This window comes from Streptomyces sp. NPDC088116 (assembly GCF_044741745.1).
In the GTDB taxonomy this organism is placed as follows: Bacteria; Actinomycetota; Actinomycetes; order Streptomycetales; family Streptomycetaceae; genus Streptomyces.
On sequence record NZ_JBIUTF010000002.1, the window covers coordinates 144,334 to 168,991 of the forward strand.

Here is a 24,658-nt window from a genome sequence, read left to right on the forward strand (position 1 = left end):
GGGGTTTCGGGTGGGTTTGGGTAGGAAGCGCGCGCGAACGGGTGGAGCGGATGGAACATACAGATCCTGAGAAAGCGCCGGAGCCGGGCGGTGGTGACGGGGCGTCCGGGAGGCCTCCGACGGAGCCGGACACGGGGCCCGCGGTGGGGCCTTCCACGGGCCCCGCGGGGCTTGCGGGGCCTGCGGGCCCTGCCACCGGGCCTTCTGCGGGGCCGGCCGGAGGGCGCTCGCCCCTGGGCTCGTTCTCGTACACAGCCGCCGACGAGGAGAAGCGGCGCGGCGTCCGCCGGATGAAGATCACCGCGACCGGTCTGCTGCTGGTGGTCGCTGTGATTTATGTCCTAGCCACCTGGGCGAAGAACTCCGGGGTGAGCGGCTGGCCCGGCTATGTGGCCGCGGCGGCCGAGGCGGGCATGGTGGGCGCGCTGGCCGACTGGTTCGCGGTGACGGCGCTCTTCCGGCGCCCGCTCGGCCTGCCCATTCCGCACACCGCGATCATCCCGCACAAGAAGGACCAACTGGGCGCCTCGCTCGGCACGTTCGTCGGGGAGAACTTCCTGTCGGCCGAGGTCGTACGGACCCGGCTGCACGCCCTCGGCATCGGCCGACGGCTCGGCGCCTGGCTCGCCGAACCCGCCCATGCCGACCGGGTCACCGCCGAGTTGTCCACGGCGCTGCGCGGCGCGCTGACCGTCCTGCGGGACTCGGACGTACAGGCGGTCGTCGGCGAGGCGATCACCCGTCGCGCGGACGCCGTCGAGATCGCCCCGGGCATCGGCAAGACCCTGGACAAGATCGTCACCGACGGCGCCCACCACCGAGCCGTCGACCTGATCTGCGGCCGTGCGCACGACTGGCTGGTGGAGCACGGCGACTCGATCACCGACGCGGTCCAGGGCGGGGCGCCGGGCTGGACGCCGCGCTTCGTCGACCGCAGGGTCGGCGACCGCGTCTACAAGGAACTGCTGCGCTTCATCACGGAGATGCGCGACATGCCCAGCCATCCGGCGCGCGGCGCGATCGACCGTTTCCTGCGGGACTTCGCCGCCGACCTCCAGTCGGACACGGACACCCGCGCGCGGGTGGAGCGCCTGAAGTCGGAGCTGCTGGCGCGCCCCGAGGTGCAGGACATCATCGCCTCCGCCTGGGCCTCCGTACGCGCCATGATCATCTCAGCGGCGGAGGACGACCGTAGCGAACTGCGCCTGCGAGCGCGGGCGTCGCTGCTGTCGCTGGGCTCGCGGCTGGCGACGGACACCCGCTTGCAGGGGAAGCTGGAGGGGTGGATCGAGGACGCGGCCTCGTATCTCGTCTCGACGTACCGCGCGGAGATCACGTCCCTGATCTCGGACACGGTGGCGAGCTGGGACGCGGATGACACCTCGAAGAAGATCGAGGCGCACATCGGCCGTGACCTCCAGTTCATCCGGATCAACGGCACGGTGGTCGGCGCGCTGGCGGGCCTGCTGATCTACACGGTGTCGCAGGCGCTGGGCGCGTAGCGGCGGGCAGGTGCCGGGTGCGCAAGGTGCCGGGTGCGTAAAAAGTTGCTGGGCGCGTGATCCGGACCCTGTCGTCCGTTCACGCGCCCAGCCACCATGGGGGAGTTGCTCTTAAGTACGGCGGCCGGTCCGGCCCCGTTCAACGTCCCGGAAAAATCTTTTTCCAGGGCCTTCGTGTACGGAAATGCCCGCGAGGCGGGAAATCGGGGACGGGGACGGGGCGTTGGTGGAGGCGGTGCGTGGCGAGTGTCCGCCGTTCTCGTAACGCAGGGTAGTTGCGGGTCGGGTGGGGGCATGCAGGACGTATGCGTACGCACATGGATCCACTGGTCGTAGCCCAGGACGGCCTCGCCACGCCCCGGCAACTCGTCGGCCTGGGCTGGGCCACGTCGACCATCGCCCGACGCTGCGCCCCGGGCGGCCCCTGGCAGCGATTACTCCCCCGGGTGATCCTCCTCCAGACGGGCGCCCCGAGCCCCCGTCAACGCCTGCGCGCCGCGCTCCTGTTCGCGGGGGAGGGCGCCCTGCTCACGGGCACGGCGGCGCTCGCGCTGTACGAGGTCCGGGCGGCGGGGCCGGTGACGCGGCTGGGCACGGTCGACGTACTCGTACCCGGTACGCGCAACCCGCGCAGTCGCGCGTACGTCCGCGTGCACCGCACCGAGCGCCCCTGCCGGCGCCTGCCGGTGCGGGGCCTGCCCTGCGCGTCGCTGCCCCGGGCCACCGCCGACGCGATCCCCTCCCTGACCGGCCGGACGGCGGTGACGGCCCTGCTCGCCGAGGTCGTCCAGCGGGGCCGCTGCACGCTCGAAGAACTCACCACCGCGCTGCGCTCCGGTCGCCATGGGAGCGACCCACGGGTGGCGACGACGCTTGAGGGGCTGACGGCCGGAGTCCGCTCGGTCGCGGAGGCCGCCGCCCGCCCCCTCCTGCGCGAGGCCGGCATCCCGGACCCCCGATGGAACCAGGACCTGTACCTGCTGGACGGCACCTTCCTGGCCCGCCCCGACGCCTACTGGCCGTACGCGGGTGTGGTCCTCGAAATCGACTCCCGCGAATGGCACTTGGGCCCGGGGGACTGGGAGCGCACGATGGCCCGCCGCAACCTCATGATCAGGCACGGCCTCACGGTCCTGTCGGTCTCCCCGTCCCAGCTCAGGGACGACCCGGAGAGCCTCATGACCACGCTCCACGCGGCCCTGGCCACAGGCGCGGCGAGCCCCGCCCCGACGGTACGGCTGGGCGCTCCCGACTGAGTTACGTACGAGCCGTGCGGAGCCCTTCCGCGGGCGCGGGCGCGGACGCGGGCCCGGACGTGGACGCGGGCGGACGGGAGGCGGCGGCGCGGGCTTCGGCGGCGCGTGCGTGGACGGTGTCGGGCGAGAGCGGGGCGTACCGGCGTACGGGCTCGGGCTCGCCCCGGCAGGCGCCGCAGTCGCCGTCGACAAGGGCCTCGGGACGTCCGGGGGCGCGGCACGTGGCGCATTCCATGATCCGCAGAGGCGCCCGTTCCGCAGCCGAAGGGACGGGCGGGAGCTTGGACTTGAGCCGCTCGCGGATGAGCCCGGCCGGATGGTGGACGGGCACGGGGAGCCCATGGGTGAGGGTGCGCAGGACGTCGTCCTCGGTGGCCCCTCGTACGAACCACTCGGCGGCCAGCGGCTCCAGGGCCGCGCAGTCGGCGGCGGACAGCGACACGGCGGGGTTCCTGCGGCCGACGGCGACGAGCACGGCGTAGGCGCGCGAGCGTTCCGGAAGGCGGGCGGGCGGGGCGGAAGCGGCCGTCGCGGGGGCGACGTCCGGCACGTCGACAGGGGCACCGGCGACGTACGAGGCCCACCAGGCGTTGTCCCGGGCCGTACGGGAGAACCACGTACGGGTGACCCAACGGGCACCGCCCGCCCCGATCACGTGCTCACGGCCCCGGCGCAGATGCCCGGCCCGCTGAAGGCGGTTGAGGGCGGTCCGCAGCGCGCACTGGCCGTAGTCCAGCACCTTGGCGAGGGCTTTCACAGAGATGTCCGCCCCGTCCGGCAGCCGGTCGATGAACCCGGCGATGGCCGCTTCGCGGGCCGGAAGATGCGCGAAGTCCCCTGGCTCGGAGCTCTGTTGCTCGCCTGCCGAACGCTTGCCGTAACCGGGATTGGCCATGGGGTGCGGAGCTGCGTGCGCGGAGGGCGGGGCGTCACTAAACTGGCTGTCAGCCATGGGGATCGCTGATTCCGATCTTGTGTGGTGAGGCCTCTGTCGGGTGTTGGTAGCACCAGGCGGGGGCCGCTTTACGTTCTGGGGGCACGCTAAACCGTCGTAACCCTGAGTGGCAAGCCGAATGCGAAAAGTCAACTGGGGCGGCAGGGAGGGTGGGTGGGAAAGAAGAACCAACCGATCCTTACAACCAGGGCTCGACCCCCGAAACTTGAGCCCCGAGCCCACGAGTCACCCCAAACCCCCAGCTCAGAGCCCCGAATCCGGCGGCCGGCCCCAACCCCCGAGGCTCGCCCCTCGAAGCTCAAGACTCAAGCTTCGGCAGCACCCGGACTGCGCCTCGGTCTGACGAGGTAGTGGTGCGGCCCGCGCCAGGCAAGGCGTGGCGTCTTCCGCCGCTAGCCCAGCTGTTGACCCCTCAGGGCGCTGACGAATTCGGCCCAGGCTTCGCCGGCGAACGCCAGCCTGGCTCCGTTCGGGTCCTTCGAGTCCCGTATGGCCGTCCTGTCGGTCATGCGGGCCGCCTCCACACACTCGGTACCGCTTCCGCCGCTGTACGACGACTTGAACCAGCGGGCGTCCTCGCGATGCATTACAGCTCCTTGCAAACCCGATTCAGGAGCGCGACGGAGGCCTCGATGTCCAACGCCTGCGCGCGCAGGTACTCGAACGCCAATTTATAGCGCGCGAGTTCCTGCGGCTTCTCCATGAACAGGCCACCGCCGAGGATGTCCACGTACACCACGTCGAGTTCGGGTGTCGCTCCCCCGAGGATGACGAAGCTCCCGACTGCGGCGGCGTGAGCTCCTGTCGCGAACGGCAGTATCTGGAAGGTGATGTGAGGCTCACGCGCACGCGTGAGCAGGTGACGCAACTGCTCACGCATGACGTCCGGCCCACCGACCGTTCGACGGATCACCGCCTCGTCGATCACAGCCCACATGTGCGGAGGCTCGTCCCTCTCCAGCAACTCCTGCCGCTTCATGCGGATGTCGACCATGTGCGCGATCTCCTGGTCGCCGCAGCGCATTTCGGAGGCCCGGTGCACTGCCTCCGCGTAGGCGCGGGTCTGAAGCAGGCCAGGGACGTACATGCAGGAATAGTGATTCTCGCTGACGACCTCGTTCTCGAGCGTCAGCATGAGGTTCATCGACTCGGGGATCGGATCGGCCAGCGAGCGCCACCATCCGCGAATCTTGGCCCCTTTGGCCAACTCGACCAACGTCAGCCGCTCTTGCTCGGTTGCCCCGTACTCGCGGCAGAGGGCGTCGACCGCAGGCCATCTGACCGTTCCTTCTTTGGTCTCGTACCTGCTCAAGGTCGCCTTGGAGATGTTGACCAGGGCCCCTGCCTCCTCCAGCGTGAAGCCCCTGCGCTCGCGTAACCGCCTTAGATCGGCACCGAGTTGACGCCTTCGAGTGGTCGGTCCGACTGCCATGAGTTGTCGCCCTTCGCTTTGATCTCACAGAGCGTGCACGGTGCCGCGCGATACGAGCAAGACAGCGCGCGCCGGGGGCGCGCACGCCACCGGAATGCTCCCTGAACGCCATTCTGAGAGTTCCATATTGAGACTTCCAGTGTCACTCTGAAGGCATGGATGGGCACGCAAGGTGACCATCGGGTGTTGGGGCAGAGGTGGTTGGTGTGGGCGAGTGCCGATTCAAGATCGAGAGGAAGGGGTGGGATCTCCCCTTCCTTGCGGAGGCCGAGGAGCTCGCCGGCCTACGGCGAGTCGTGCGTCTTCACTTGCGCCTGTGGGGGCTGCCGGACCTGGTCGACCTCGCGCAGCTCTGCGTAACCGAGTTGGTCACCAACGTCATCACGCATGTCGGCCCGGGAACGCCCACCACCCTGGCTGTCTCCATGAATGGCGCGCATCTCCGTCTCGAGGTGACCGACCCGGACGCCCGTGCCCTTCCGACGCTCATCGCGGCGACGGGCGAGGCCGAGGGTGGAAGGGGTATGGCGCTCGTGGATGCTGTGACGGAACGCTGGGGTGTCATTCCGCGCGGCGACTCGAAGATCACATGGTGCGAGCTGCCCACGGGCCTCAGGTCGGAGGGCGGCCACGTCGAGAACCCTCAAGTCGCCAAGGCGGAAGCGCTTCTGACTCGCCACTGCGGTGGAGTCACGCCCGAGTCGCAGCAGTGCGAACGGCTGAGCGTGGCGGTCGCGGAGGAAGCCGCGATCGACTTGATCGCCGACCTCCTCCACTGGCTCCGCGCCCACGGCTGCGACCCGGACGAGGCGCTGGACCGCGCTCAGATGTACTTCGAGGCAGAGCCGGGGGCGGGCTGACGCGCCTCAGCCCGCCCCCGGATCACTCGTCTTCGTCCACGTCGTACTGCCGGGACGACATGTCGCAGCGGGTGTCCTTCGACTCGATGGTGCAAGTCACGCCGCCAGGCGTGTGGTTGAGGGAGATCGACGTCTTGCTGTCGGCGGGTACGGCGACGCTGTACTCGACCATCTTCTTCGCGGGCATGCGAGAGGATCCTTTCTCCAAGGCTTTATGGGCCGCTTTGATGGGATTTACCTGCTTGAAACAGCTCTAAATTCCCATCAATCCTGAAATTGCCATATTTGGACATATTGGTTAGGCGTGAGGGGGCGTGAATGCCGTAGTGGACTGCTTCCTCGGTTGGTCGGATCGCTCCCCGAGGCATCGCCATCTGCCGCAAGAGAGGGGCCCGTTCGGGGTGTGGGGCGTCCGATCGTACACCTGTTCAGCGTTGCGCTGCCCCTAGGTTGTCGAGGGTGAGGGTGATTATCGAGCTGGCCGACTGGGCTATTTGTTAATAATGTCCGTATATGGAAGAGTCGCGATGTTAGGATTCTTCACCGGCGGACCGTCAATGAACTATGGGGTTGTATCATTCCGGAATGCAGAGGGTGAGAGGGGTGCTGGAGTGACGCAAGGCTTCGAAGATTGGCTTGGTGGGGTCCTGCGTCAGCGGGACATGTCTCAGAAGGAACTGGCACACTTGGTGGGGGTGACGCCGGCGGCGGTGAATGCTTGGGCGAAGGGGCGATCGGTGCCTCGGTACGCGAAGATCGCCGCAATAGCAGAGGCGTTGGGCGTAGCCGTCGAGGATGCGGTGAGCCGCCGGCCCCCCGAGTCCGCCGGGTCCGAGCTGGAGTGGGTGTTCCAGAACGCGCCGGAGGACGGCAGTAGGAACGGCGGTAACGCGGCTGCGTACGCCTTCGCCGCGAACCTGGAGGTGCTCGCGCGAGAGGCGACTCAGAACAGTCTTGATGAGCGGTATGAGCAGAATCAACCCGTCGTTTCTCGTTTTGAACTCCATGAATTGACCGGTCGGCACTTGCAGGAGTTCCTGGCGGCTCTGCGGTGGGACTCGATCGAGGAGCATCTGCGTCAGGCCGCGGATCCGCAGCAGAAGGTCGGCCGAGTCCTGGTCGACGGTCTGAACGAGCTGCAACGGACCGGGCGACTCGTTCTGCTTCGAATCGATGACTACAACGCCAGCGGGCTGACCGGTCCGGATTACGACGACGGACGGTTTGCGCGGGTGATGAGGCGCACGCTGGACAGTGGCAAGGCCGGTTCTCAGGGGGGATCGTACGGTCTTGGGAAGGCGGCTCTCTGGGCGGCGAGCCGGTTCGGTCTGGTGCTGGTCAACAGCACTTTGTCCGAGCACCAGGGAGGGCGTCATGAGCGACGGATCGCCGGCAGGCTCGAACTCCCCTGGCATGCCCTGAACGGCGATGAATTCGCGGGGCCCGCCTGGTTCGGTATCGCGGACCGCGAGCGCCAGAACTCGGCGCGGTCCTGCTGGGCCGACGGGGCCACTGCCGAGAGCTTGTACTTGGAGAGAAACGACCCTTCTCCCGGAACCTCGTTCCTGGTCGTCGGCGCCTACGACGGCTCCGGCGACACCGAGGAGTTGGAGGAGATGCACGAGCAACTGACCTCGGGTGTTGCACACAACTTCTGGGCCTCCATGGTCGGCGGTGCAAAAGCCGGCCCGCTGCTGCGTGCATCCGTCGCGGCATGGCGTAATGGCGAAGTCGTGAGGTCCGAACGTCACATCGACCCTCATGTGTACGAGCCCGCGAGGTCGCGGGCGGTCAAGGCGTTCCTCGATGGCCGTACGACTCACGAGTTGACCTCTCGCGAAGACGTGTTGCAGGTTGCCGTGCCGCTCAAGCTGCCCGCTCGCAAGCAACCGGAGCTTGGCGGGGTAAGGCGCCCGAATTCGCATGAAGCCGTGCTGCTCGTCACGCCCACGGTCGAGGACGACCCGAGGCCTGATCACATTGCGTACATGAGGGCCACTCGCATGGTGGTCAAGAACAAGCGGGTCAGCGACCTACCCCTGGGGCATCGTCGCTTTCAGGCGGTTCTTCTGGCGGGACTGGCCACGGGGAGTGACACCGCGGACGCGGCAGACGCCGAACAGTTCCTTCGTACGGCGGAGCCTCCCGATCACAATGACTGGACCAGTACTGAGGACCTCACGGCAACATTCGTCCGTGGCGCCCGACAGAGCATTCTCAACTTCAAGAGGACCGCTGAGCAGTCCATCCGTGATCTGCTGAAAGGCCAGGACGACGACAGCGATGCAGACGAAGGTCCCCAGGTTCTTCGCGACTTGCTGACTCTGACTGTGCCGAAAAAGCCTCGTACTCAAGGCTTCCCGGTGGTGCACGCCGTTGAGGGGGAGGTGTCCGAAGCCGGGGCGTGGCGTCTGCGGGTGACGGTGAAGCTGCCGGAGCGGGGAGACGCCTGGGTTCTCTCGCCCGTCGCTCGCTTTGTCGTGCGGTCGGGGAGCAACATTTCTGTGCGGTGGGCGGGGACGTTGGTCCCGGAACGGGACTGTGAGCTGACGAAGAACGGGAACCTACGTTTTCGAGAAGGAGCACGAAGAGGAGTTTTCAGGGGAGTCACCGATGCGTCGACCCACCCCGTGACCGCCGACATGTCGTGTGTAGAGGTTGATGTACCGAGGGCCAAGGAGATCGTGGAGTGAAGACAGCCTTTCCGTATCCGATCTTGGTCGGGGGTGTCACTCTGAGGGCAGAAGAGGTGTGGGTGGACAACATTCCACTCTCCCTCAACCTCATATCCGACCATGAGCATGTCATTGCCCTTCATGCGATCAAACGGGATTGGGACGAGATTCGGGTCAGAGTATCGGTGGCTGTCGACTCCGATGAGTTGGGTGCCGGCGTGTGGGCGTCGCCGACATGCGTTGCCTCCGTGCGCAACAGGAAGACGAATCTTCGTCTGACGTTCCCCCTGTACTACGAGGGTGAGGGGCGTTGGAACGGTGAGGTCGAACTGCGTAGGGGGGAGCATGTGGGGCGCTGCGAGATAGACGCGTGGGTCGTTGCCAAGGTGAAGGGAGTCGAGGGGCGACTGATCGGCAGGGCGGAGAATCGATGGAGTGCGGACTTCGAAGCGAAGCAGCCCACCAGTCAGCGGAGTATCAAGATGCTCTGGAAGGACTTTGCAGGTCACCCGTTTCTGGATGAGTTCCGCGATGATCCGTGGATATTGGATGCGGAGTCCAATGAGCCTGTTCTCTACCTGAACTCGTCCCTTGAAGGTTTCCGGCCTGTACTTGAAGGCGCTGCGAGCGCGGAGCAGAAGCTTGTTCGTGAAGTCGTGGCATCGCACATAGCATCAGAGGCATGGACGGCAATGTTCAATACCGCACTGTATGCCAGCGAGGCGAAGGGCGGAGAGTCGCAATGGCCCGGTGGTTGGCAGGAAGATGTTCTTAGGCGGATGCTTCCTGACTTTTTCCCGGAAATCTCGCCGGACGAGGCGCTTGCTGAACTCGTGGGACGCAGAGTGAGTGGGGAAAGTGGAGCGGATTTGCATGCTCGGCTGATGCACTCGGCGACGTTGCATTCGCGGAAGCAGAAGACAGTGGCAACCACCGTGCGCACACTGGCGCGTATGAGCGAGTCGAAGGGTGATTCGTGAACGTAAAAAAGGGGTCGAAAGTACCGGACAGGATAGGCAGACTACCGAACCCAGTTGCGACCCGGGCGATCACCCCGCGTGTCCTGCAAGGTTTCGAGCCCCTGTCCTTTGCACAGTTCAAGGAAAAAACTGAGTGGCCCGTCGACGACTCCCCGCGTTGGGATTCTGGGCCGGTGATGGACTTGTTTGCCGAGGCGAAGCGACGGTTCGCGCAATCGGCAGCGACGGCCAGTGATGCTTGGTTGGCGCCTCGACTCCACTACACGCTCCGCCTCACGCGGGCAGAGGCATCGGACACGGAGCTGTGGAATTTCCTCGCCCTGTGCGTGGCGCCCGACTTTGTTCAGTGGCGTTGGGGAAAGGGGCAGAGCGGTCGAGAGGTGGGGCAAGCTGCTCGCTATTCGGGACGGTGGGACCTTCAGTGCTTCTCTCGTTTGTGGTGGGCGGCGGAATTGTTCCGGGACGGCAAGAACTACGGTCCGGCTGAGCTCGCTTGTGGAAACCAGGACATCCTCAATACGGTCATGAGGCAGGAGATGATCCAGCACCGCCCGGCTGCACAAGCGCTCCTGAGGCTTCAGAGCAGGGGCCTTGTACGCACAGGCCGAGATGTCAACGCAGCTGCATCGGTGGCGAACGCGGCCGGTGTCACCCTGGTGTACGAGGCCATGGCGCCGGACGAACTGCAAGACGCAGAGGCGCTCCGGGAGTGGATCCTCGCCGCCGGCGATGACCCTGCGGTGCAGTACGACACCCTGCCTCAGGGGCCGAAGGACGGCAGCGTTCCCCACCATGCCGCAGAAACTCTTACCACTTGGTTCGAGAAGCTGTTCGCCGATGCGCCGGTACGAGGCAAACAGCTTGTCGATGAGGAGGGCAACGCCGACAACAGAGACGACTGAGTCGTACTCAGCGGCTCAGTCGCTCATGGATGGCCTGGGCGAGCGCACGGCCCAGGCCGACCGGGACGGCATTGCCGATCTGGCGCGCGATCTGGATTTTACTGCCGAACCATTTGAAGTCGGCGGGGAATCCTTGAATCAAGGCTGCCTCGTAGTGAGTGATGGGCCGGTCCTCGACAGGGTGGAGGTAGCGGCCTTTCTCAGGCTTGTAGAACTCCGTGCGGATGGTGATGGAAGGGCGGTCCTCGTGCATCCGACCCATGACATCGCCGGAGCCACTGTTGTGCCTGTCCCAACTCTCTGTGGACAGGTATGTCTCTTTGCCCTGGATCGTTGCCCATTGGCCACGAAGGTCATGGCGATTACCGCTGCGGCCGATCGCTCTGTACCGCGCCAGAGACAGCTCGGTCGGTGTGCGACCGATGTGAAGGTCGGTCGTCTTGAAGGGGCCCGGCAGGGCCACGCCCAATGGCTTGCCGGTGCGATCGGGCAGATTGATCTCAGGCGCAGCCTTGGGAGTGTGGGAAAACACCGCAGGGCCGACGGCCACCCACGGGGCCGGCTGGATGGCATGGTCTTCTTGCTCATCGAGAGTCGGCTGCGGGCGGGTTGCGTTTCGACCGTGCGTGGGCTGTGGGTGTTCCAAGGGCTCGCCCAAGTCCTTGCGCGTCGCGATGACGATGGCTCGCCTCCGGGCCTGGGGGACCCCGTAGTCCGCAGCGTTGAGGACCTTCGCACACAGCCTGTAGTCCGAAAGGTCGCCGTCGTCCTCGGTGGCCCTCTCGAGATCCTGGAACTCCTGGGACTTCAGGAAACGATCGACGTTCTCAAGGACGAAGATCTTGGGCTTGATCGTCGTGACCACGCGCATGTACTCGCGCCAGAGCTTGTTTCGCGGGTCATCGGCCTTGGGGGGCTTCTTCTCGAGGTCGTCCCTGTTGAGTGCGGAAAACCCCTGACAGGGAGGGCCTCCCATGACGATGTCCACTTGCCCTTCGTAGGGCTTCGCGTCCCATGTGCTGATGTCGATATTGGCGACGTGCGCCGATCCGAAGTTCGCCGCGTACGTCGCAGCTGCAGCTTCGTCGAACTCCACGGCCGCGACGGACTGGAAGGGGGAGGATCCGGCGCCGGACGGTTCGTACGAGCGGAAACCGGCAGAGAACCCGCCTGCGCCGGAGAACAGGTCGACCACCTTGATCGTGGGCTCGGTCAGTGTCGAGCCCACAGCAGTGTCAGTCGGGATGATCGCCATGTTGGGTGAGTCTACTGTGATGGTCGGCGAGGCCTAATGGTACGTCTACCAGCTCACCGGCCATCACTGAATATGCCTAAATGTGGCTTCGCGCGGCGCGGGTGGAGGAGCGAAGAGCAGTCAGGATCCGCAGGCCGAGCGCGGTTGCGATGGGCGGAGGAGTGGTCTGGCTGATCTGCCGGTAGGCGGAGGTCTTCCTACCGTGGATCTTCCAGTCGCTGGGGAAGCCCTGGAGAAGTGCGACCTGGTCGACCGTGATCCCGGGTAGCCCGTGACGCGGCTCGATCTCGAAGTTGCTTCGGAAATCGGGCCCTGGCACGGCGTCCGCAATGCTTCCGCCATAGATGCCCCAACGTGCCCAGATCGCCTTCGCGCGGCTCGCACCAAGGTCTGCCCCTCCTCGGCCGGTGGCCCCGCCCATGATCAGTGGTGCCGGCTCCGATGCGCGTGCCGCCCAATCGGCGGCTTCCGGCCACCCGTCCGACGCCATCGACTCGTACAGCGTCTCTCCAAGGCTGGGGCAGCGCAGATAATTCGGTGTGGGCCACTCGAAGTGGGCCAGATCATCGGCGTGCATGGCGACCATGAAGCCGTGCGGTCGCTGCTGAGGCACCCCGAAATCCGTGGCCGACAACACGGACGACGTCAGTTCGTAGCCAAGATCCTCGACAGCTTCGTGTACAGCCTGCCTTTCTGCTTCGAACCTGGCTGCGTGGAGAAAAGTGGGAATGTTCTCCAGGAGGAGCACTCGAGGCCTGACGTACGAGGCCATGTCCAGCGTGGCGCGAAGGGTGTCGCGCTTGTCATCAGTGGCGAGTTGCTTGCCCGCGACGGTGTACGGGGAGCGAGGAAGGCCGCAGCTGAGGACATCGGCGTAGTCCATCGGCCGGTGGTTTACGGGCTCGATCTGGTTGAGGTCGTCACAGACTGTGTACCAACCAGGTCGGTTCTGGGAGAGCGTGACACAGGTGTCCCGGTCGATGTCGACAGCGCTGATGACTTCGAATCCCGCTCGTTCGAGTCCCAAGGCCTGCCCCCCGACCCCGGCACACAACTCGATTGCGGTGAAACGCTGTTCTTCCATGTGTAGGCCTTCCCCCCGACTCAACGCTTATGTGCTCCATGTTAGGAGCGGAACCGCCCCGATTCGATACAGCGTCGTGTGACAGGCATCTGGATGGTGCTTCCCCCTGGTCAGGGTCCGGTGCCCGCTGAACTCCTGCCCGAGGAGTCGATCGTGGTGAAGCGAACCACCTTGCCGTCATTGCTCCTTGCGGAGGCCGGCGCCACGAAGGTGAAAGCCATCACGACCTGCCCCGGTTCGATTCGTCCTGAAGCTTCGAGACCGGCCCTGTGCTCCGGTTCCACCACGGGGTAGAGGCAGATGACACCGCGGCGGTCCGCTACGTGCTGCTCGGTCGTGGCATTCCCGCCGTGGGGGAGAGCGCCGGCGATTCGCAGGGCCGCCGCGCGATGCTTCGGCTCACTGATGGCGCCGAAGACCTCACGACGGCGGCGTTGGCGACTGAACCAGGAAAAGGTACGAGTCGACGTGCCGACGGAGAGTTGCCTGATGCTCGACGCATGTTGGGGAGCGAGTACCAGCCAGTCTTCTACCTTGGCCGGAGAAGCCCCACTGATCTCATTGAGGTATGTGAGGTGCGGGTCGAACCGTCCCGCAGCATCCCATTTCAAGGATTGGAGCAGTTCCAGGGCTTCCTTCGAGGAAAGCCTGCCGGTGAGGGCGTTGAAGCTGTGGTGGGTGTTCCCATCGTTGAAGTAGTACTCAAACGTGCTCGGGGCGGTCGACAAGGACTCCAGGACGGGGGCCCACAGGCCGGTGTTGTGCCGCAGGGCGGGTGCTCCCATCGGGTACGCGGTCGGTTCCTCCCACTTGCCTGCTGAATGGATCTCCACCACACGTGTGTTGTACATCTTGTTCGCGCTCGCGGGCCTGAGCCAAGCAAGGTGTTGGGAGACCAGAGGCGGTACTTGCTCCGGTGTGACTTGCGGCTTTCCGTCGATCATGACCGAGTACTGTTGGAGCTGCTCGCGGAAGCTCTCCTCGTCGCGGCAGATCGCCTCGAAGGCTTCGTACAGGTCGATGTCCTTCGTTCCCATGGTCTCCTCCCGGCCCAAGTAGAGGCGTACCAGGTCCTTGTATCCCTTGCGGAAGCCGAACCACCGGCCCATTTGCATGAGGGTGGAGGCGTTGTTCGTGCGTCGGCGGTAGTAGGTGACCGTGAGGCCTTCGACGGTGAAGCCACGGGAGAGTTTCTGACCGCCAATGATGATCTTCCAAAGGGAGCGTTTGTCGAAGTCGGCCTCGCCATTCTCGATGTCCTTGTCTCCGTTGACAACGATGATCGGTTGGTTGTCGCCGCCGATGCGAATCGCAGCGGCGCCGACGTACGGGGAGAGGTCATCGTACGAAGCAGGAACTGCGAAGCCGTCGGATCGGATTCGTGAGACAGGTTCGACGTCCGTTTCGAACAGTGCGCGCAGTCGCTCGTGGCCCGCGGGGCCTGTGTAGCCGGCGGACCACCACAACTGGTTCACTCTCCCGCGCAGTTCACGGTGATCGGCAGTACGGACCGACTCATGGATAAGCATGGTGTGGTGCTGGAAATAACGGTCTCCCAGGCCGTGGTTCTCGCGGTAGAGCTTCATGGCTGCGGTGAGGACGAACATGTCCATGGCCTTCTGCAGTGCTGTGTTGTCCTCCTCCGAGGAGAGTTTGATGTCCCGGACATGCGCCTTCTCGTTTGAATTGGCGAAGGTTCGCTCGTCCCTGGAGATTGGGGAGTCCAGGTCGTGGAAGTCCTGAACACCCATGTACCCGTCCGGGCGCGGTAGAGAGACGATGAAATCCTTCGGGAAGATGTCTTCGGAGTCGCTCGGATCGATGAAGACGTTCGCGAAGGGCGTCGCTGTGTAGCCGACGTACTGGGCGCGGGGCAGGAGCCGGAGCAATTCCGAGATCTTCTCGTTGATGGCAGTGCGCTCGGCGTCGGGCTTGTTGGGGTTGGAGGTGTTGACCGAGGCTTCGTCGGACTCGTCGTCAATGATGAGCACGGGAATCTCGGCAAGCGGAGTCTTGATCTTGTTGAGATCCTTCACCAGTTTGGCGAGTACAGACTTGTTCTTTTTCACCACCATCAGCCGTGCCGAGGAACGATGCAGGTTGCGTGGGTTGTGAAGAGAGAGTGCCGGTTCCTGCTTCTCGAATTCGAGCGCGACGATTCCTTGAAGGAGGCTCTTGTAGTCGTTGTCCCTCGTGGTCATACGGACAACGTCAAAGCCGCCCAGGGCGGACGGCAGCCCGCCGTGGGTGAGGAACTTGTCCTGGGCCCACGCCGGGTCGTCCGCGTAGTCGGACTCGTACTCCGAGGCGCCTCGCAGGATGTTTTCCCGGCCGACGAGCTCCATGTCGAGTCGGCGTTGAGTCTGTGCGCGCAGCAGGTTGAGAGTGCCGCCCAGGACGATGACCAGGCGATAGCCGGCGTCCACGGCCTTCGCGATGACACCGGTGAAGTTGGCGGTCTTACCGGACTGGACGTAACCGACAACCAGGCCCTTGGACTGGTACACGTTCTCGGCAGTTGGGTCGGCGAGGCGTTCTACGACCCGGTCCGAGGCCGCGTCCAGGCTCGCTACGGCGGATTCCGGCCAGCCCTTCTCGGAGAGGAGGCGACGGTACGCGGGCCAGTACCAGCTGCGGCCCCGCTGAGACTGGGGCGTGTACCAAGGGACAAATTCCTCGCTGATGACGACCGGTCCGGCTGCCTTCGGTACCGGTACCAGCAAGTTGAGGATCTTCTGTGTGTCCTCGGACAGGCCGAGGAGTGTGAGGATCACAGCGCGGCGCTCGTCGGAGCGGGGCTCGGTCGGTGTCCATGGAGGAGCCTCCGCGTAGTCCCAGTGTGTGAGCTGCTTGCGCCACAGCTCGACCAACTGGTCCGTGGAATGCGCGGCGTTGAGAGTCCTGTGGAAGTCCGACTCGGTGGCCAGAGCTTGAGCCTCGGGTCCCTCTTCCTCGGAGTGGTAGGCCAGGGCCCGCAAAAGGTTCTTGGGGCGGCTCTCCATGCCTGACAGGGCAGAAGAGTGGAGCGTGAGCCGGAGTGTTTCGGAGGGATTCATCGATGGTTCCTTGGACTTACGGAAGGCGAAGGTCGATCAGGGCGGAAGGCGGCTCGGGAGAGGGCGTGAGGCCGGTGACGTCGAGTGTGTACGTGACGTCGCGTACGCGATCACGGAACTGGGCGGGTACGGACTCCACACCGAGACGCGGCAGCCGGCTGTCCACGAGAAGGGCGACGGGCGAGGAACGCAGACGCCATCGCTCGTCGTCCGGCATCTCGGGGTCCCAAGCCGCTGCTGCGAGCTGTCCGTCGAGCCGGTCGAGGTGTGCGGGGGCTTGGTCGGCCACTTCGTCCCGAACGGCCCGGACACAATCCGTGAGCGTACGGCCGTCGGTGCCACCCCTCGTGACCTGCAACGAGGCCAGCCACAGTGGTCGGTCGGCGGTTGGAGTCAGCTGCCCTACCCCGTGGATGGTGTGGCGACGTTGCTCAGAAGAGGTGGTCTTCACCTCGACGTCGCAGCCGGGCAATCCGAAGTCGTGTTCTTCGTTGGTCGAGCCTTTCCAGGACTGCAGGGCGGTGGACCAGCCGTAGGTTCGGGCGATCGAGGCGAGAGCGGAGAGCTCCCCGATCAGGCCGATACGTTTCTCTGTGCCCAGCCCCCTCGGCCTGTTCAGTAGTGCGCTCCACGACCGCACGGTTTCCCCGAAGGCCTGGTCCAGGGTGCGGTCGTGCGTGACGATGCGATCGGCGACGGCGTTCAGGAGATCGTGGAAGTCGCGGACGAGAGCTGCCTGCGTGGTTCTGATACGAGCCATGCGCATACCCCGCTCCGCGATTTGGTCGATACGGACCAGGGGCAGGGGCGAGTTCGGCGGTTTGTGGCGTCGGTCCAGTTCCACGTGCAGAGCGATCTCATGACCACCGTCGCCGACGACGTACGACACCTCCGGATGAGCAGAGGGGGCGGACAGCCGGTAGGAAGTGGACTGGTTCTCGCCGAGATAGTGCTCGACCGAGCGCCATGGCACGTAGGGTCCGTCAGTCATCGTCGGCCACCTTGTCGAGTTCGGCGCGGGCAGCCGACACCAGGATCGACTGCCACAACTGAAGGTTGTCCTTCTCCCGGCTTCCGCTGTACTCCTTCTCGAAGACCTGGTGGAGCAGCACGTACATCAGCGACTTGAGTAGCGGAGCATCGTTGAGCCCACCGCGTCGGCCGCCCAGGATCGCTGCCCGGTAGTGCTGGTTGAGGACGATCGTCCGGTCCTCGCGGTCGATGTCGAAGAAGAGCTCGTTGTCGAGCTTCTGCCAGCGGAGCGCGATGGGTTCTTCGTACGCGATCATTGGCAACTCGTCCTCGATCGTCTCCCGTACGGCCGGGGCCAGTCCCTTGCCCGGAGGCAGAACCGGCTTGCGTGTGGTGCCGGCCCGCTTGCGGGCGTCACGGTAAACAGTGTCTGCCGCGGCCAGATAGTCGAGGAATGTCTGGCCGTTGTCGGTGGTGGCCTCTTCCAGCGCCGTGGTGAACTCGGGCGAGGCGTCCACGCCCGCTTTCTTGACAGTGAGGCGGAAGACGTCCCCAGGGTGGTCGGGAAGATCGACGGCGACGCGTGCCAGGGATAGGTGCTGCTCGGGCTGTCGGAAGTTGTTCCAACCACCGGCCTGTACCAGGCGGTTGTGACGATAGAAATAGAAACCCTGCCGATCCATGACCGAGCCGACAGCCTTGTACTCGTCAAGGTTGGACTTGGGCGTCCAGACGTGGGCATCGAGAGTGATGTCACCAACCGTGGGGATCGAGGCCCTGAACGCCTTCGGGTATTCCGGGTGCCCGGGAACTGGGTAGGCGAATGGATTGAGTGGCTCGACGCCGAAGTTCATGTAGATCGTGCGGGTCCGTACGTCCTCGGCCGCGATGGTGATGTTGAAGTCGTCCCGGGCCAGGAATCGGTGCAGATAGAGGCCGAGATGCAGGCCCAGTTTGTTGATCGTTCGATGGAGATACCGGTCTGTCTGTCCGCCGCCCCCGTGCTTGGGGAAGTCCTTCACGCCGTCCCAGCGAACGACCGTGCCCTGCCATTCGATCGGGCGCTTGTTGTCGTAGCGGTCGATGAGTGTCTGGGCGTAGTCCGGGTCCACGATGTCGCACTGAAAACTCGACATGGCGCGCTCCATCAGCCAACGGCGGCCCGCTGTACGGGTGCGCTTGGTGGTGCTGACGACGGTGACGGCCGAGGCATGACTGAGAGAGGCGGACTTGAGGCCGGTACCGAACATGCCCAGGGCGTCGGCGGCGTAGTCACGACGGCCGCCGACCGTCATCGCGACATCGAGGGCTGGGTCGTCCATGCCTTTGCCGTCGTCGACCACCAGAAGGCTGACCAACTGGTCACCGTCACGCAGGAAGTGGATGACCACGTCCTTGGCACCGGCGTCGATGGAGTTGTCGACGAGATCGGCGACTGCCACTTCAAAGGCGTATCCCTGACTGCTGAGCGCCTCCATATACCTCGCGTCGGGCGGGAGATGCTTACTCCCAGCGGTGGGGACGTCGAACTGCCAGTCGTGGGTCATTGCCTCGCCCTGCGGATGACGGATATTTAATACGATCAATGCTGACGGTATCGGCAGGGTCGGACAACGGCGAAGAAACCTCGCGAAGAGGAGGCATGGAGTCCGGAACTGCTCGCACCTAACGTCCGCTCTTCGGCGGTTGGCTCGGTGGTGTCGCGCTTTCTCGAGCCTCAGCCACAGTTCGGGCAACGGCTGCCGGGCTCTCGTGCTCCCAGAAGCGCAGAACCGTCCAGCCTTGGGCTTCGAGATGCTCGGTCGTTTCCATGTCGCGAGCCATGTTCTTGTCGAGCTTGGTGCGCCACCACCCGGCATTGGCCTTTGGCTGCGTGGCGTGCTGAGGGCAACCGTGCCAGAAGCATCCGTCCATGAAGACGGCGACCTTGGCCGGTCCGAAGACGATGTCGATCGTGCGGCGAGGCATGCCGGGTACGGGGACGTTCACGCGATAGCGCAGGCCTGCGGCGTGGAGCAACTTGCGCACGGCGACTTCGGGAGCCGTGTCACGGGAGCCCTGGCGGCTCATGCGGGCCGAGACGGCGGCGGAGGAAGGGACAGCATCAGGCACTTTGGCATTGTGCCGGCGCGCTCGCCCTGAGTGCCGGGAGTCCCACGATCCGACTCTCAGCTCCTGTTGGGGAGCCTGGTCGACGCGAGCCTCCAGGCTGTGGTCGGTTACGACCGATGGCCTTCGTCGGGTAAGGGCGGCGGGGTTCGTTCCGACCCGCCGCCCATGTGCTATCCCGCGCCGTGGCACTCCCTGTACGGCCGGCCCGAAGCGCACCAACAAGTGGCGTTGCGGGGCGGCGGCCAAGGGGTGGCTCGGCCTCGGGCTGCCAGGGTGGTGGCGTATTGGGGGAGCAGGTCCGCGTTGGAGGGGGAGGACTGTTCCGAGGCCGCGAAGGCTTCGTACGAGGGGACCGTGGCCGTGACGATGCCCAGGTTGGGGGTGCCGGTGGCGGCCAGGTCGCGGAGGGAGGTTTCCAGTTGGGTGAGGTGGGCCTCGTGGGAGGGGTACTCGGTGGCCAGGGTCGGGTACGCGGCGAGTAGTTCGCGTAGTTCCGGGGCCGGCCAGTGCAGGACCGCCACCGGGAACGGGCGGGAGAGGGCCGTGCGGTAGGAGCCCAGTTCGGCGCGGAGGCGGGCGATCTCGGCCTGGAGTTCGGCCGGGTTGTCGGAGCCCAGGGACCAGAGGCGCTTGGGGTCGTGGAGTTCGTCCAGGCCGACGGAGGACGGGTGGACGCTGTCGGCGAGGGCGTCCCAGGGGTCGTGGTCCAGGCCCAGCAGGCGGCGGACGCGGTGGCGGCCGATCAGCAGGGTGTGGGTGGCGTACGGGACTTCCTCGCCCGGAGTGAGCAGCAGGTTGAGGGCCGAGGTGAAGGAGTCGTGGGCCTCCTCCAGTTCGTCGTGGTGCTCCAGGGTCTCCGCCACGATCTCCCAGGGCGCCGGGTCCAGCGGGGCGGCGGTGCGCAGGCCGTCGATGATCGCGCGGGCCTCGGCCTCGTGACCGTACTCCCAGAGGTTGGCGGCCTTGAGGGCTTTCACCAGGTGGGGGTGGTCGGGGGAGGCCGCGAGGAGGGTGTCGTAGAGGCCCGCGGCGCGGGCACGGTCCCCGGCCAGTTCCAGATGGGCCGCGGCCTGGAGGAACAGGGGCTCGTGATCCTCGGGGTACTGGGCAGCGGTGCGCAGCAGGCGCTCGGCTTCCGTGGTGTGATCGACAGGCATATCGGGGCGCATGATGCACACCGTACTGCTGTACGGGGCACGGGCGGAGGGGGATGGCCGGGACGGGCCGTCTAAGGTCCTGACGTGCTTCGACACCGTCCTCATCTGCTCTGGTTACTCGTTCCCTTCGTCCTGTTCCTGGTGGTTTTGCCCTGGGTGAACCGGGTCGATCCCGTCATCCTCCGGCTCCCGTTCCTCTCCCTGTGGCTGCTCGGGGCGACCGTGGCCACGCCCTTCGCCGTATGGCTGACGTGGCGCGGCGATCAGCGGCTGCGGCGCAGGTCGGCGGCGCGGCCGATATCGGGGCCGGGGCCCGCGCGGCCGTCGGCACCAGGGGAGGGCGCGGAATGAACGCTGTGATCGCCACCTCGATCTTCTCGGTCTTCATGATGGGGACCGTGGGTCTTGGGCTTCTCGCCGTACGGGGGCGAGGCGGAGGCACCGGCGGGCTCGCCGAGTGGTCCGTCGGCGGGCGCAGTCTCGGCGCCGTCTTCATCTGGGTGCTGATGGCGGGCGAGAGCTACACCAGTTTCAGCTATCTGGGTGCCGCGGGCTGGGGCTACAACTACGGCGCCCCCGTTCTCTACGTGGTCGCCTACATGTCCTGCGGTTACGCCGTCGGCTATGTGGTCGGACCCATGCTGTGGGCGTACGCCCGGCGTCATGATCTCGTGGGTATCACGGACATACTCGCCCACCGTTTCGGACGGCCCTGGCTCGGCGCCCTCGTCGCCGTACTCGCGACCGTCTTCCTCCTGCCGTACATCCAGCTCCAGATCACCGGCATGGGCGTGGTCGTCTCGACCATCTCGTACGGCGCGATCAGCCTCGACTGGGCCTATTTCATCAGCTTCGCGGTCACCACCGGGTTCGTGGTGGTGAGCGGGCTGCGGGGCAGTGCCTGGGTGTCCGTGCTCAAGGACGTGCTGGTGATCGGCACCCTCGGGTTCCTCGCCGTCTATGTGCCGCTGCACTACTTCGACGGGTACGGGCCGCTCCTCGACCGGCTCGTGGCCGGGAAGAGGGAGTGGCTGACGCTGCCCGGACACCAGAGCGGACAGGGGGCGAGCGGGCTGGGCACGGCCTGGTTCATCACCACCTCGCTGCTGAACGCGCTGACCGTCGTCATCTTCCCCACGACCGTCGCCGGATATCTGGGCGCGCGCGACGCCGACGCGCTGCGCCGTAACGCGATCTGGCTGCCCGCCTACAACGTGCTGCTCTTCGTCCCGATGCTGCTCGGGATGGCCGCGCTCTTCGTCGTCCCCGGTCTCACCGGCGCCGACTCGAACCTCGCGCTCTTCAAGCTCGTCGTGGACTCGCTGCCCGCCTGGGCGGTCGGGATCATCGGGGTGGCGGCGGCGCTCTCGTCGATCGTGCCGATGGCCGTGTTCATGCTGGTGATCGGGACGATGTGGGGGCGCAGTGTGCTCTCGCTCGTACCGCGCTGGCGGGCCCGGGAGAAGGGCGCGGCGCAGGTGGTGGTCGTGGCGGCGGGTGCGATCGCGCTGGTCCTGACGTATATGGCGCCCAATACGCTCGTACGGCTCTCCCTCATCTCGTACGAGGGCATGGCGCAGCTCCTGCCGATGATGCTGCTGGGTCTGGTGTGGCGGAGATTCACCCTGATCGGTGGATTGAGCGGGCTCGCGGTGGGGGTGGGGGCGGTGTGCGGGCTGGTCTTCACCGGTCACGATCCGGTGTGGGGAGTGAACGCCGGGATCGTCGCGCTCGCCGCGAACCTGCTGGTCGCGCTGGCCGTGACGTACGTGGGCCGTCGGGGCCGGCTGCCGGACGGGGACGGGGACGGGGCCGGGGACGGGGACGTGCTTGCCCACGACCCGGTCGGTCCGGGCGTCTCGGGCGCTCCGGGCGCCTCGGGCTCTTCGGGTGGCGCGAGCGATACGCCCGGTCCGTAGCGTGATCCGCGGCCCGGTCCGGACCCGCAGGATCCGGTTCGGCCGGGCCCCGCTCCGTCTCCGTCAGCGGCTTCAGTCGACGTAGCCCGATCGTGTATAACGGCTGGAGTGGTTGCGCTGTACTGAGATGACAGTCGTACTACACATCGGATGAACCGGAGAAACCGTACGAGAGGGGAGCAGGACATGGTCCGCAGCGTGCTGCGTCAGCTGCGCCCCACCGGTCTGCTGCTGTTCCTCCTCGCCGAAGTCCTGCTCATCGACGCCGGCGGCCTCACCGCCACCGTCGCGCTCGCCGCCACCGCCACCGCCGCCGTGGGATCCGCGCTCGTCGTCTGCGCCGTGATCAGCGCGCGCTCCGTGCCCGCCGTACCGCGTCAGCGGGTACGGACGGCCATCCGCGACCGCGAGCAACGCACCGCCTTCCTGCCCCAACGGGATCCCGACGCCTCGGGCCGCACCAGGCCCCGAGCCCCGGGCCGTCGTCTGCCGACGGCCGCGTAGGGGCACAGGGCACCCTCTCTTCCGTTCCTGTCGCACCCCGCGTGGGTCCGTCATGCCGAATCGCATTCATCCGGCACGACGAGAGACCCCACGGAGGGCTCACATGTCCGTTTTCGCCAGCCTGGTCGGACACCTCGCCGATCTGCTCCAGCCGCTCTTCCACACCGGCGCCACCGCTGCGGCGATCGTCCTTTTCACCGCCTGTGTACGGCTCGCGGTCCACCCGCTCTCCCGGGCGGCCGCCCGTGGGCAGAAGGCCCGTACGAAACTCGCGCCGCAGATCGCCGAGCTGCGCAAGAAGCACGGCAAGAACCCGGAGCGCATGCAGAAGGCGCTCCAGGAACTGCACACCAAGGAGAAGGTCTCGCCGCTGTCCGGCTGCCTGCCGAGCCTGTTGCAGATGCCCGCGTTCTTCCTGATGTACCACCTCTTCTCCAGCCGGGAGATCGGTGGCCGGCCGAACGGACTGCTCGGCCACTCGCTCTTCGCCGCGCCCCTCGGCGACCGCTGGACGGACGCGCTGTCGGACGGCGGGCTGTTCGGTGGAGCGGGCATCGTGTACGTGGCCCTCTTCGCGATCGTCGCCGGCGTCGCCACGTTCACCTTCCGCCAGACGAAGCGCCAGATGGCGGCCAACCCGACGACGATGCCGGCGGGACCCGACGGGCAGCCCGTTCCGGGCATGGGCGCGATGACGAGGATGATGCCGCTGATGTCCTTCGCGACGCTCTTCACCGTCGGCTTCGTACCGCTGGCCGCCGCGCTGTACGTGGTGACCAGCACGACCTGGACGGCGGTCGAGCGGTACTTCCTCTACCGGGACATGCGGGTCGCGGGGGTACAGGCGGCGGGCGCGGCGAGTGCCGCCTGACGGTCAGGGCGGTCGGCGGTGAGCCCTGCGAGTGAGTCCAGTGTGTGAACCGGGTCTTGCAGGGTGATCCGATGTCTTGGAGGATCGGCCGAGTCCGCCGACGGTCGCGCCCACCGGCCCGGTCGCACCCCGTCGGCCGGACCCACCTCCGTCAGCCCGTCGGCCGGCCCCACCCCGTCAGAGGGAGATTCAGACCATGAAGCTGCTGCGTGTCGGTACGGCGGGGGCTGAGCGCCCGGCGCTGCTCGATCAGGACGGAACCCTTCGGGACCTGTCGGCCCTGGTCACGGACATTGACGGTGCCCTGCTCGCCGATGCGGCCGCGCTCGACCGGATCAGGGCGGCCGGGGCCTCGGGCGAGCTGCCCGTACTCGACGCCGACGGGGTACGGGTCGGGCCGCCGCTCGGCCGGATCGGCAAGATCGTGTGCATCGGGCTGAACTACCACGATCACGCCGCCGAGACCGGTGCGCAGATCCCCGCCGAGCCGATCATTTTCTTCAAGGCGCCGGACACAGTGGTCGGACCTCATGACACCGTTCTCGTACCCCGGGGCAGCCGTAAGACCGACTGGGAGGTCGAACTCGCCGTCGTCGTCGGACGGGCCGCCCGCTATCTGGAGTCCGCCGAGGAGGGCCTGGCGCATGTCGCCGGATACGCCGTCTCGCACGACGTCTCCGAGCGCGAGTTCCAGATCGAGCGCGGCGGCACCTGGGACAAGGGCAAGAACTGCGAGACGTTCAATCCGCTGGGCCCCTGGCTGGTGACGGCGGACGAGGTGCCCGACCCGCAGGCGCTGCCGCTGCGGCTCCGGGTCAACGGCGAGCTCAAGCAGGACGGGACGACCGCCGAGCAGATCTTCGGGGTGGGCGAAGTCGTGCGGTACGTCAGCCAGTTCATGACCCTGTACCCGGGCGATGTCATCAACACGGGGACGCCGGCGGGCGTGGCCATGGGCAGGCCGGAGCCGAAGCCGTACCTGCGGGCGGGGGACGTGGTGGAGCTGGAGATCGAGGGGCTGGGCCGTCAGCGGCAGGAGTTGAAGGACGCGTAGGGAGCCTGAGGGGCCTTAGGGCCCTAAGGGCCTTGGGGAGCTGAGGGCCTTGGGGAGCTGAGGGACGCGTAGAGGGAGCGGAAGGGAAGGGCGCGGGGGCGCATGCGAGTGC

General features: G+C 66.2%; 22 protein-coding genes. 11 read left to right on the plus strand and 11 right to left on the minus strand.

Annotated elements, in window-relative coordinates; translation table 11 throughout:
• The first annotated feature begins 50 nt into the window (after window positions 1-50).
• Together ACIOJD_RS07310 and ACIOJD_RS07315 are read left to right on the plus strand one after the other, a co-directional pair.
• The gene (locus ACIOJD_RS07310; RefSeq protein ID WP_401909353.1) at window positions 51-1,502 is read left to right on the plus strand and encodes a DUF445 domain-containing protein; all 1,452 of its coding nucleotides are present in this window, start codon (window positions 51-53) and stop codon (window positions 1,500-1,502) included.
• Between the two features lie 305 nt (window positions 1,503-1,807).
• Window positions 1,808-2,758 (plus strand): hypothetical protein, encoded by a 951-nt coding sequence (locus tag ACIOJD_RS07315; protein WP_401909356.1) that lies wholly within the window; start codon window positions 1,808-1,810, stop codon window positions 2,756-2,758.
• 1 nt (window position 2,759) lies between these two features.
• On the opposite strand, the gene ACIOJD_RS07320 is transcribed toward ACIOJD_RS07315, so the two are convergent.
• The 3 genes from ACIOJD_RS07320 to ACIOJD_RS07330 all read right to left on the minus strand — a co-directional run bounded on the left by ACIOJD_RS07320 (window position 2,760) and on the right by ACIOJD_RS07330 (window position 5,145).
• A complete protein-coding gene (locus ACIOJD_RS07320) occupies window positions 2,760-3,710 on the minus strand; it encodes a hypothetical protein (RefSeq protein WP_401909358.1) in 951 nt (316 codons plus the stop codon).
• A 395-nt stretch (window positions 3,711-4,105) separates the two neighbouring features.
• On the minus strand, window positions 4,106-4,300 hold the full coding sequence (locus ACIOJD_RS07325; protein WP_401909361.1) for a DUF397 domain-containing protein: 195 nt from the start codon (window positions 4,298-4,300) through the stop codon (window positions 4,106-4,108).
• Complete coding sequence (locus ACIOJD_RS07330; protein ID WP_401909364.1) at window positions 4,300-5,145, minus strand: helix-turn-helix domain-containing protein; 846 nt, start codon at window positions 5,143-5,145, stop codon at window positions 4,300-4,302. The genes ACIOJD_RS07325 and ACIOJD_RS07330 overlap by 1 nt, the downstream gene beginning before the upstream one ends.
• Before the next feature lie 206 nt (window positions 5,146-5,351).
• Here ACIOJD_RS07330 and ACIOJD_RS07335 point away from each other — a divergent pair, with 206 nt between their 5' ends.
• Window positions 5,352-6,005: an ATP-binding protein gene (locus ACIOJD_RS07335; protein WP_401909367.1), complete on the plus strand. Its 654-nt coding sequence runs from the start codon at window positions 5,352-5,354 to the stop codon at window positions 6,003-6,005.
• A gap of 22 nt (window positions 6,006-6,027) precedes the next feature.
• Here the strand turns inward: ACIOJD_RS07335 and ACIOJD_RS07340 are convergent, their stop codons facing one another.
• The gene (locus ACIOJD_RS07340; protein ID WP_401909370.1) at window positions 6,028-6,192 is read right to left on the minus strand and encodes a hypothetical protein; all 165 of its coding nucleotides are present in this window, start codon (window positions 6,190-6,192) and stop codon (window positions 6,028-6,030) included.
• Between the two features lie 424 nt (window positions 6,193-6,616).
• Between ACIOJD_RS07340 and ACIOJD_RS07345 the strand changes: the two genes are divergently transcribed.
• Genes ACIOJD_RS07345 through ACIOJD_RS07355 form a run of 3 tightly spaced genes read left to right on the plus strand, consistent with a single transcriptional unit; the run spans window position 6,617 to window position 10,562 of the window.
• Complete coding sequence (locus ACIOJD_RS07345; protein ID WP_401909373.1) at window positions 6,617-8,698, plus strand: helix-turn-helix transcriptional regulator; 2,082 nt, start codon at window positions 6,617-6,619, stop codon at window positions 8,696-8,698.
• Window positions 8,695-9,660, plus strand: a complete 966-nt coding sequence (locus tag ACIOJD_RS07350) for a hypothetical protein (RefSeq protein ID WP_401909376.1) — start codon at window positions 8,695-8,697, stop codon at window positions 9,658-9,660. The genes ACIOJD_RS07345 and ACIOJD_RS07350 overlap by 4 nt, the downstream gene beginning before the upstream one ends.
• Window positions 9,657-10,562 carry a DUF6339 family protein gene (locus ACIOJD_RS07355; RefSeq protein ID WP_401909378.1) on the plus strand — a complete coding sequence of 302 codons (906 nt, stop codon included), beginning with the start codon at window positions 9,657-9,659 and terminating at the stop codon, window positions 10,560-10,562. The genes ACIOJD_RS07350 and ACIOJD_RS07355 overlap by 4 nt, the downstream gene beginning before the upstream one ends.
• Window positions 10,563-10,569: 7 nt before the next feature.
• On the opposite strand, the gene ACIOJD_RS07360 is transcribed toward ACIOJD_RS07355, so the two are convergent.
• The 7 genes from ACIOJD_RS07360 to ACIOJD_RS07390 form a co-directional block, all read right to left on the minus strand.
• Window positions 10,570-11,817, minus strand: a complete 1,248-nt coding sequence (locus tag ACIOJD_RS07360; RefSeq protein WP_401909381.1) for a DNA cytosine methyltransferase — start codon at window positions 11,815-11,817, stop codon at window positions 10,570-10,572.
• Between the two features lie 76 nt (window positions 11,818-11,893).
• Window positions 11,894-12,901 (minus strand): DNA cytosine methyltransferase, encoded by a 1,008-nt coding sequence (locus ACIOJD_RS07365; RefSeq protein ID WP_401909383.1) that lies wholly within the window; start codon window positions 12,899-12,901, stop codon window positions 11,894-11,896.
• A gap of 110 nt (window positions 12,902-13,011) precedes the next feature.
• Window positions 13,012-15,957, minus strand: a complete 2,946-nt coding sequence (locus ACIOJD_RS07370; RefSeq protein WP_401909386.1) for a Z1 domain-containing protein — start codon at window positions 15,955-15,957, stop codon at window positions 13,012-13,014.
• 16 nt (window positions 15,958-15,973) lie between these two features.
• Window positions 15,974-16,948 carry a PD-(D/E)XK motif protein gene (locus ACIOJD_RS07375; RefSeq protein WP_401909389.1) on the minus strand — a complete coding sequence of 325 codons (975 nt, stop codon included), beginning with the start codon at window positions 16,946-16,948 and terminating at the stop codon, window positions 15,974-15,976.
• Window positions 16,941-18,476 (minus strand): ATP-binding protein, encoded by a 1,536-nt coding sequence (locus tag ACIOJD_RS07380; protein WP_401909391.1) that lies wholly within the window; start codon window positions 18,474-18,476, stop codon window positions 16,941-16,943. Before ACIOJD_RS07380 ends, ACIOJD_RS07375 begins: the two co-directional genes overlap by 8 nt.
• A 118-nt stretch (window positions 18,477-18,594) precedes the next feature.
• Window positions 18,595-18,999, minus strand: a complete 405-nt coding sequence (locus ACIOJD_RS07385) for a very short patch repair endonuclease (RefSeq protein WP_401911604.1) — start codon at window positions 18,997-18,999, stop codon at window positions 18,595-18,597.
• Window positions 19,000-19,211: 212 nt separating this feature from the next.
• Window positions 19,212-20,210, minus strand: a complete 999-nt coding sequence (locus tag ACIOJD_RS07390) for an SEC-C metal-binding domain-containing protein (protein ID WP_401909393.1) — start codon at window positions 20,208-20,210, stop codon at window positions 19,212-19,214.
• Window positions 20,211-20,282: 72 nt separating this feature from the next.
• Between ACIOJD_RS07390 and ACIOJD_RS07395 the strand changes: the two genes are divergently transcribed.
• From ACIOJD_RS07395 to ACIOJD_RS07415, 5 genes are all read left to right on the plus strand, one after another.
• Window positions 20,283-20,549 carry a DUF3311 domain-containing protein gene (locus ACIOJD_RS07395; protein WP_401909396.1) on the plus strand — a complete coding sequence of 89 codons (267 nt, stop codon included), beginning with the start codon at window positions 20,283-20,285 and terminating at the stop codon, window positions 20,547-20,549.
• Window positions 20,546-22,117 (plus strand): sodium:solute symporter, encoded by a 1,572-nt coding sequence (locus tag ACIOJD_RS07400; RefSeq protein ID WP_401909399.1) that lies wholly within the window; start codon window positions 20,546-20,548, stop codon window positions 22,115-22,117. The genes ACIOJD_RS07395 and ACIOJD_RS07400 overlap by 4 nt, the downstream gene beginning before the upstream one ends.
• A 186-nt stretch (window positions 22,118-22,303) precedes the next feature.
• Window positions 22,304-22,621 carry a DUF6412 domain-containing protein gene (locus tag ACIOJD_RS07405; protein WP_401909402.1) on the plus strand — a complete coding sequence of 106 codons (318 nt, stop codon included), beginning with the start codon at window positions 22,304-22,306 and terminating at the stop codon, window positions 22,619-22,621.
• 103 nt (window positions 22,622-22,724) lie between these two features.
• Window positions 22,725-23,492, plus strand: coding sequence for a YidC/Oxa1 family membrane protein insertase (locus ACIOJD_RS07410; protein WP_401909405.1), 768 nt, complete (start codon window positions 22,725-22,727; stop codon window positions 23,490-23,492).
• A 196-nt stretch (window positions 23,493-23,688) separates the two neighbouring features.
• Window positions 23,689-24,546, plus strand: coding sequence for a fumarylacetoacetate hydrolase family protein (locus ACIOJD_RS07415; RefSeq protein WP_401909407.1), 858 nt, complete (start codon window positions 23,689-23,691; stop codon window positions 24,544-24,546).
• Window positions 24,547-24,658: the final 112 nt, after the last annotated feature.

What these genes read in the sequence shown, in the direction of transcription:
- ACIOJD_RS07325 (WP_401909361.1), bottom strand. Translation starts at nt 4,300, where the DNA reads ATGCATCGCGAGGACGCCCGCTGGTTCAAGTCGTCGTACAGCGGCGGA.
- ACIOJD_RS07330 (WP_401909364.1), bottom strand. Translation starts at nt 5,145, where the DNA reads ATGGCAGTCGGACCGACCACTCGAAGGCGTCAACTCGGTGCCGATCTA.
- ACIOJD_RS07310 (WP_401909353.1), top strand. Translation starts at nt 51, where the DNA reads ATGGAACATACAGATCCTGAGAAAGCGCCGGAGCCGGGCGGTGGTGAC.
- ACIOJD_RS07415 (WP_401909407.1), top strand. Translation starts at nt 23,689, where the DNA reads ATGAAGCTGCTGCGTGTCGGTACGGCGGGGGCTGAGCGCCCGGCGCTG.
- ACIOJD_RS07320 (WP_401909358.1), bottom strand. Translation starts at nt 3,710, where the DNA reads ATGGCTGACAGCCAGTTTAGTGACGCCCCGCCCTCCGCGCACGCAGCT.
- ACIOJD_RS07410 (WP_401909405.1), top strand. Translation starts at nt 22,725, where the DNA reads ATGTCCGTTTTCGCCAGCCTGGTCGGACACCTCGCCGATCTGCTCCAG.
- ACIOJD_RS07405 (WP_401909402.1), top strand. Translation starts at nt 22,304, where the DNA reads ATGGTCCGCAGCGTGCTGCGTCAGCTGCGCCCCACCGGTCTGCTGCTG.
- ACIOJD_RS07340 (WP_401909370.1), bottom strand. Translation starts at nt 6,192, where the DNA reads ATGCCCGCGAAGAAGATGGTCGAGTACAGCGTCGCCGTACCCGCCGAC.
- ACIOJD_RS07370 (WP_401909386.1), bottom strand. Translation starts at nt 15,957, where the DNA reads ATGAATCCCTCCGAAACACTCCGGCTCACGCTCCACTCTTCTGCCCTG.
- ACIOJD_RS07385 (WP_401911604.1), bottom strand. Translation starts at nt 18,999, where the DNA reads ATGAGCCGCCAGGGCTCCCGTGACACGGCTCCCGAAGTCGCCGTGCGC.
- ACIOJD_RS07400 (WP_401909399.1), top strand. Translation starts at nt 20,546, where the DNA reads ATGAACGCTGTGATCGCCACCTCGATCTTCTCGGTCTTCATGATGGGG.
- ACIOJD_RS07375 (WP_401909389.1), bottom strand. Translation starts at nt 16,948, where the DNA reads ATGACTGACGGACCCTACGTGCCATGGCGCTCGGTCGAGCACTATCTC.
- ACIOJD_RS07390 (WP_401909393.1), bottom strand. Translation starts at nt 20,210, where the DNA reads ATGCGCCCCGATATGCCTGTCGATCACACCACGGAAGCCGAGCGCCTG.
- ACIOJD_RS07380 (WP_401909391.1), bottom strand. Translation starts at nt 18,476, where the DNA reads ATGACCCACGACTGGCAGTTCGACGTCCCCACCGCTGGGAGTAAGCAT.
- ACIOJD_RS07315 (WP_401909356.1), top strand. Translation starts at nt 1,808, where the DNA reads ATGCGTACGCACATGGATCCACTGGTCGTAGCCCAGGACGGCCTCGCC.
- ACIOJD_RS07365 (WP_401909383.1), bottom strand. Translation starts at nt 12,901, where the DNA reads ATGGAAGAACAGCGTTTCACCGCAATCGAGTTGTGTGCCGGGGTCGGG.
- ACIOJD_RS07360 (WP_401909381.1), bottom strand. Translation starts at nt 11,817, where the DNA reads ATGGCGATCATCCCGACTGACACTGCTGTGGGCTCGACACTGACCGAG.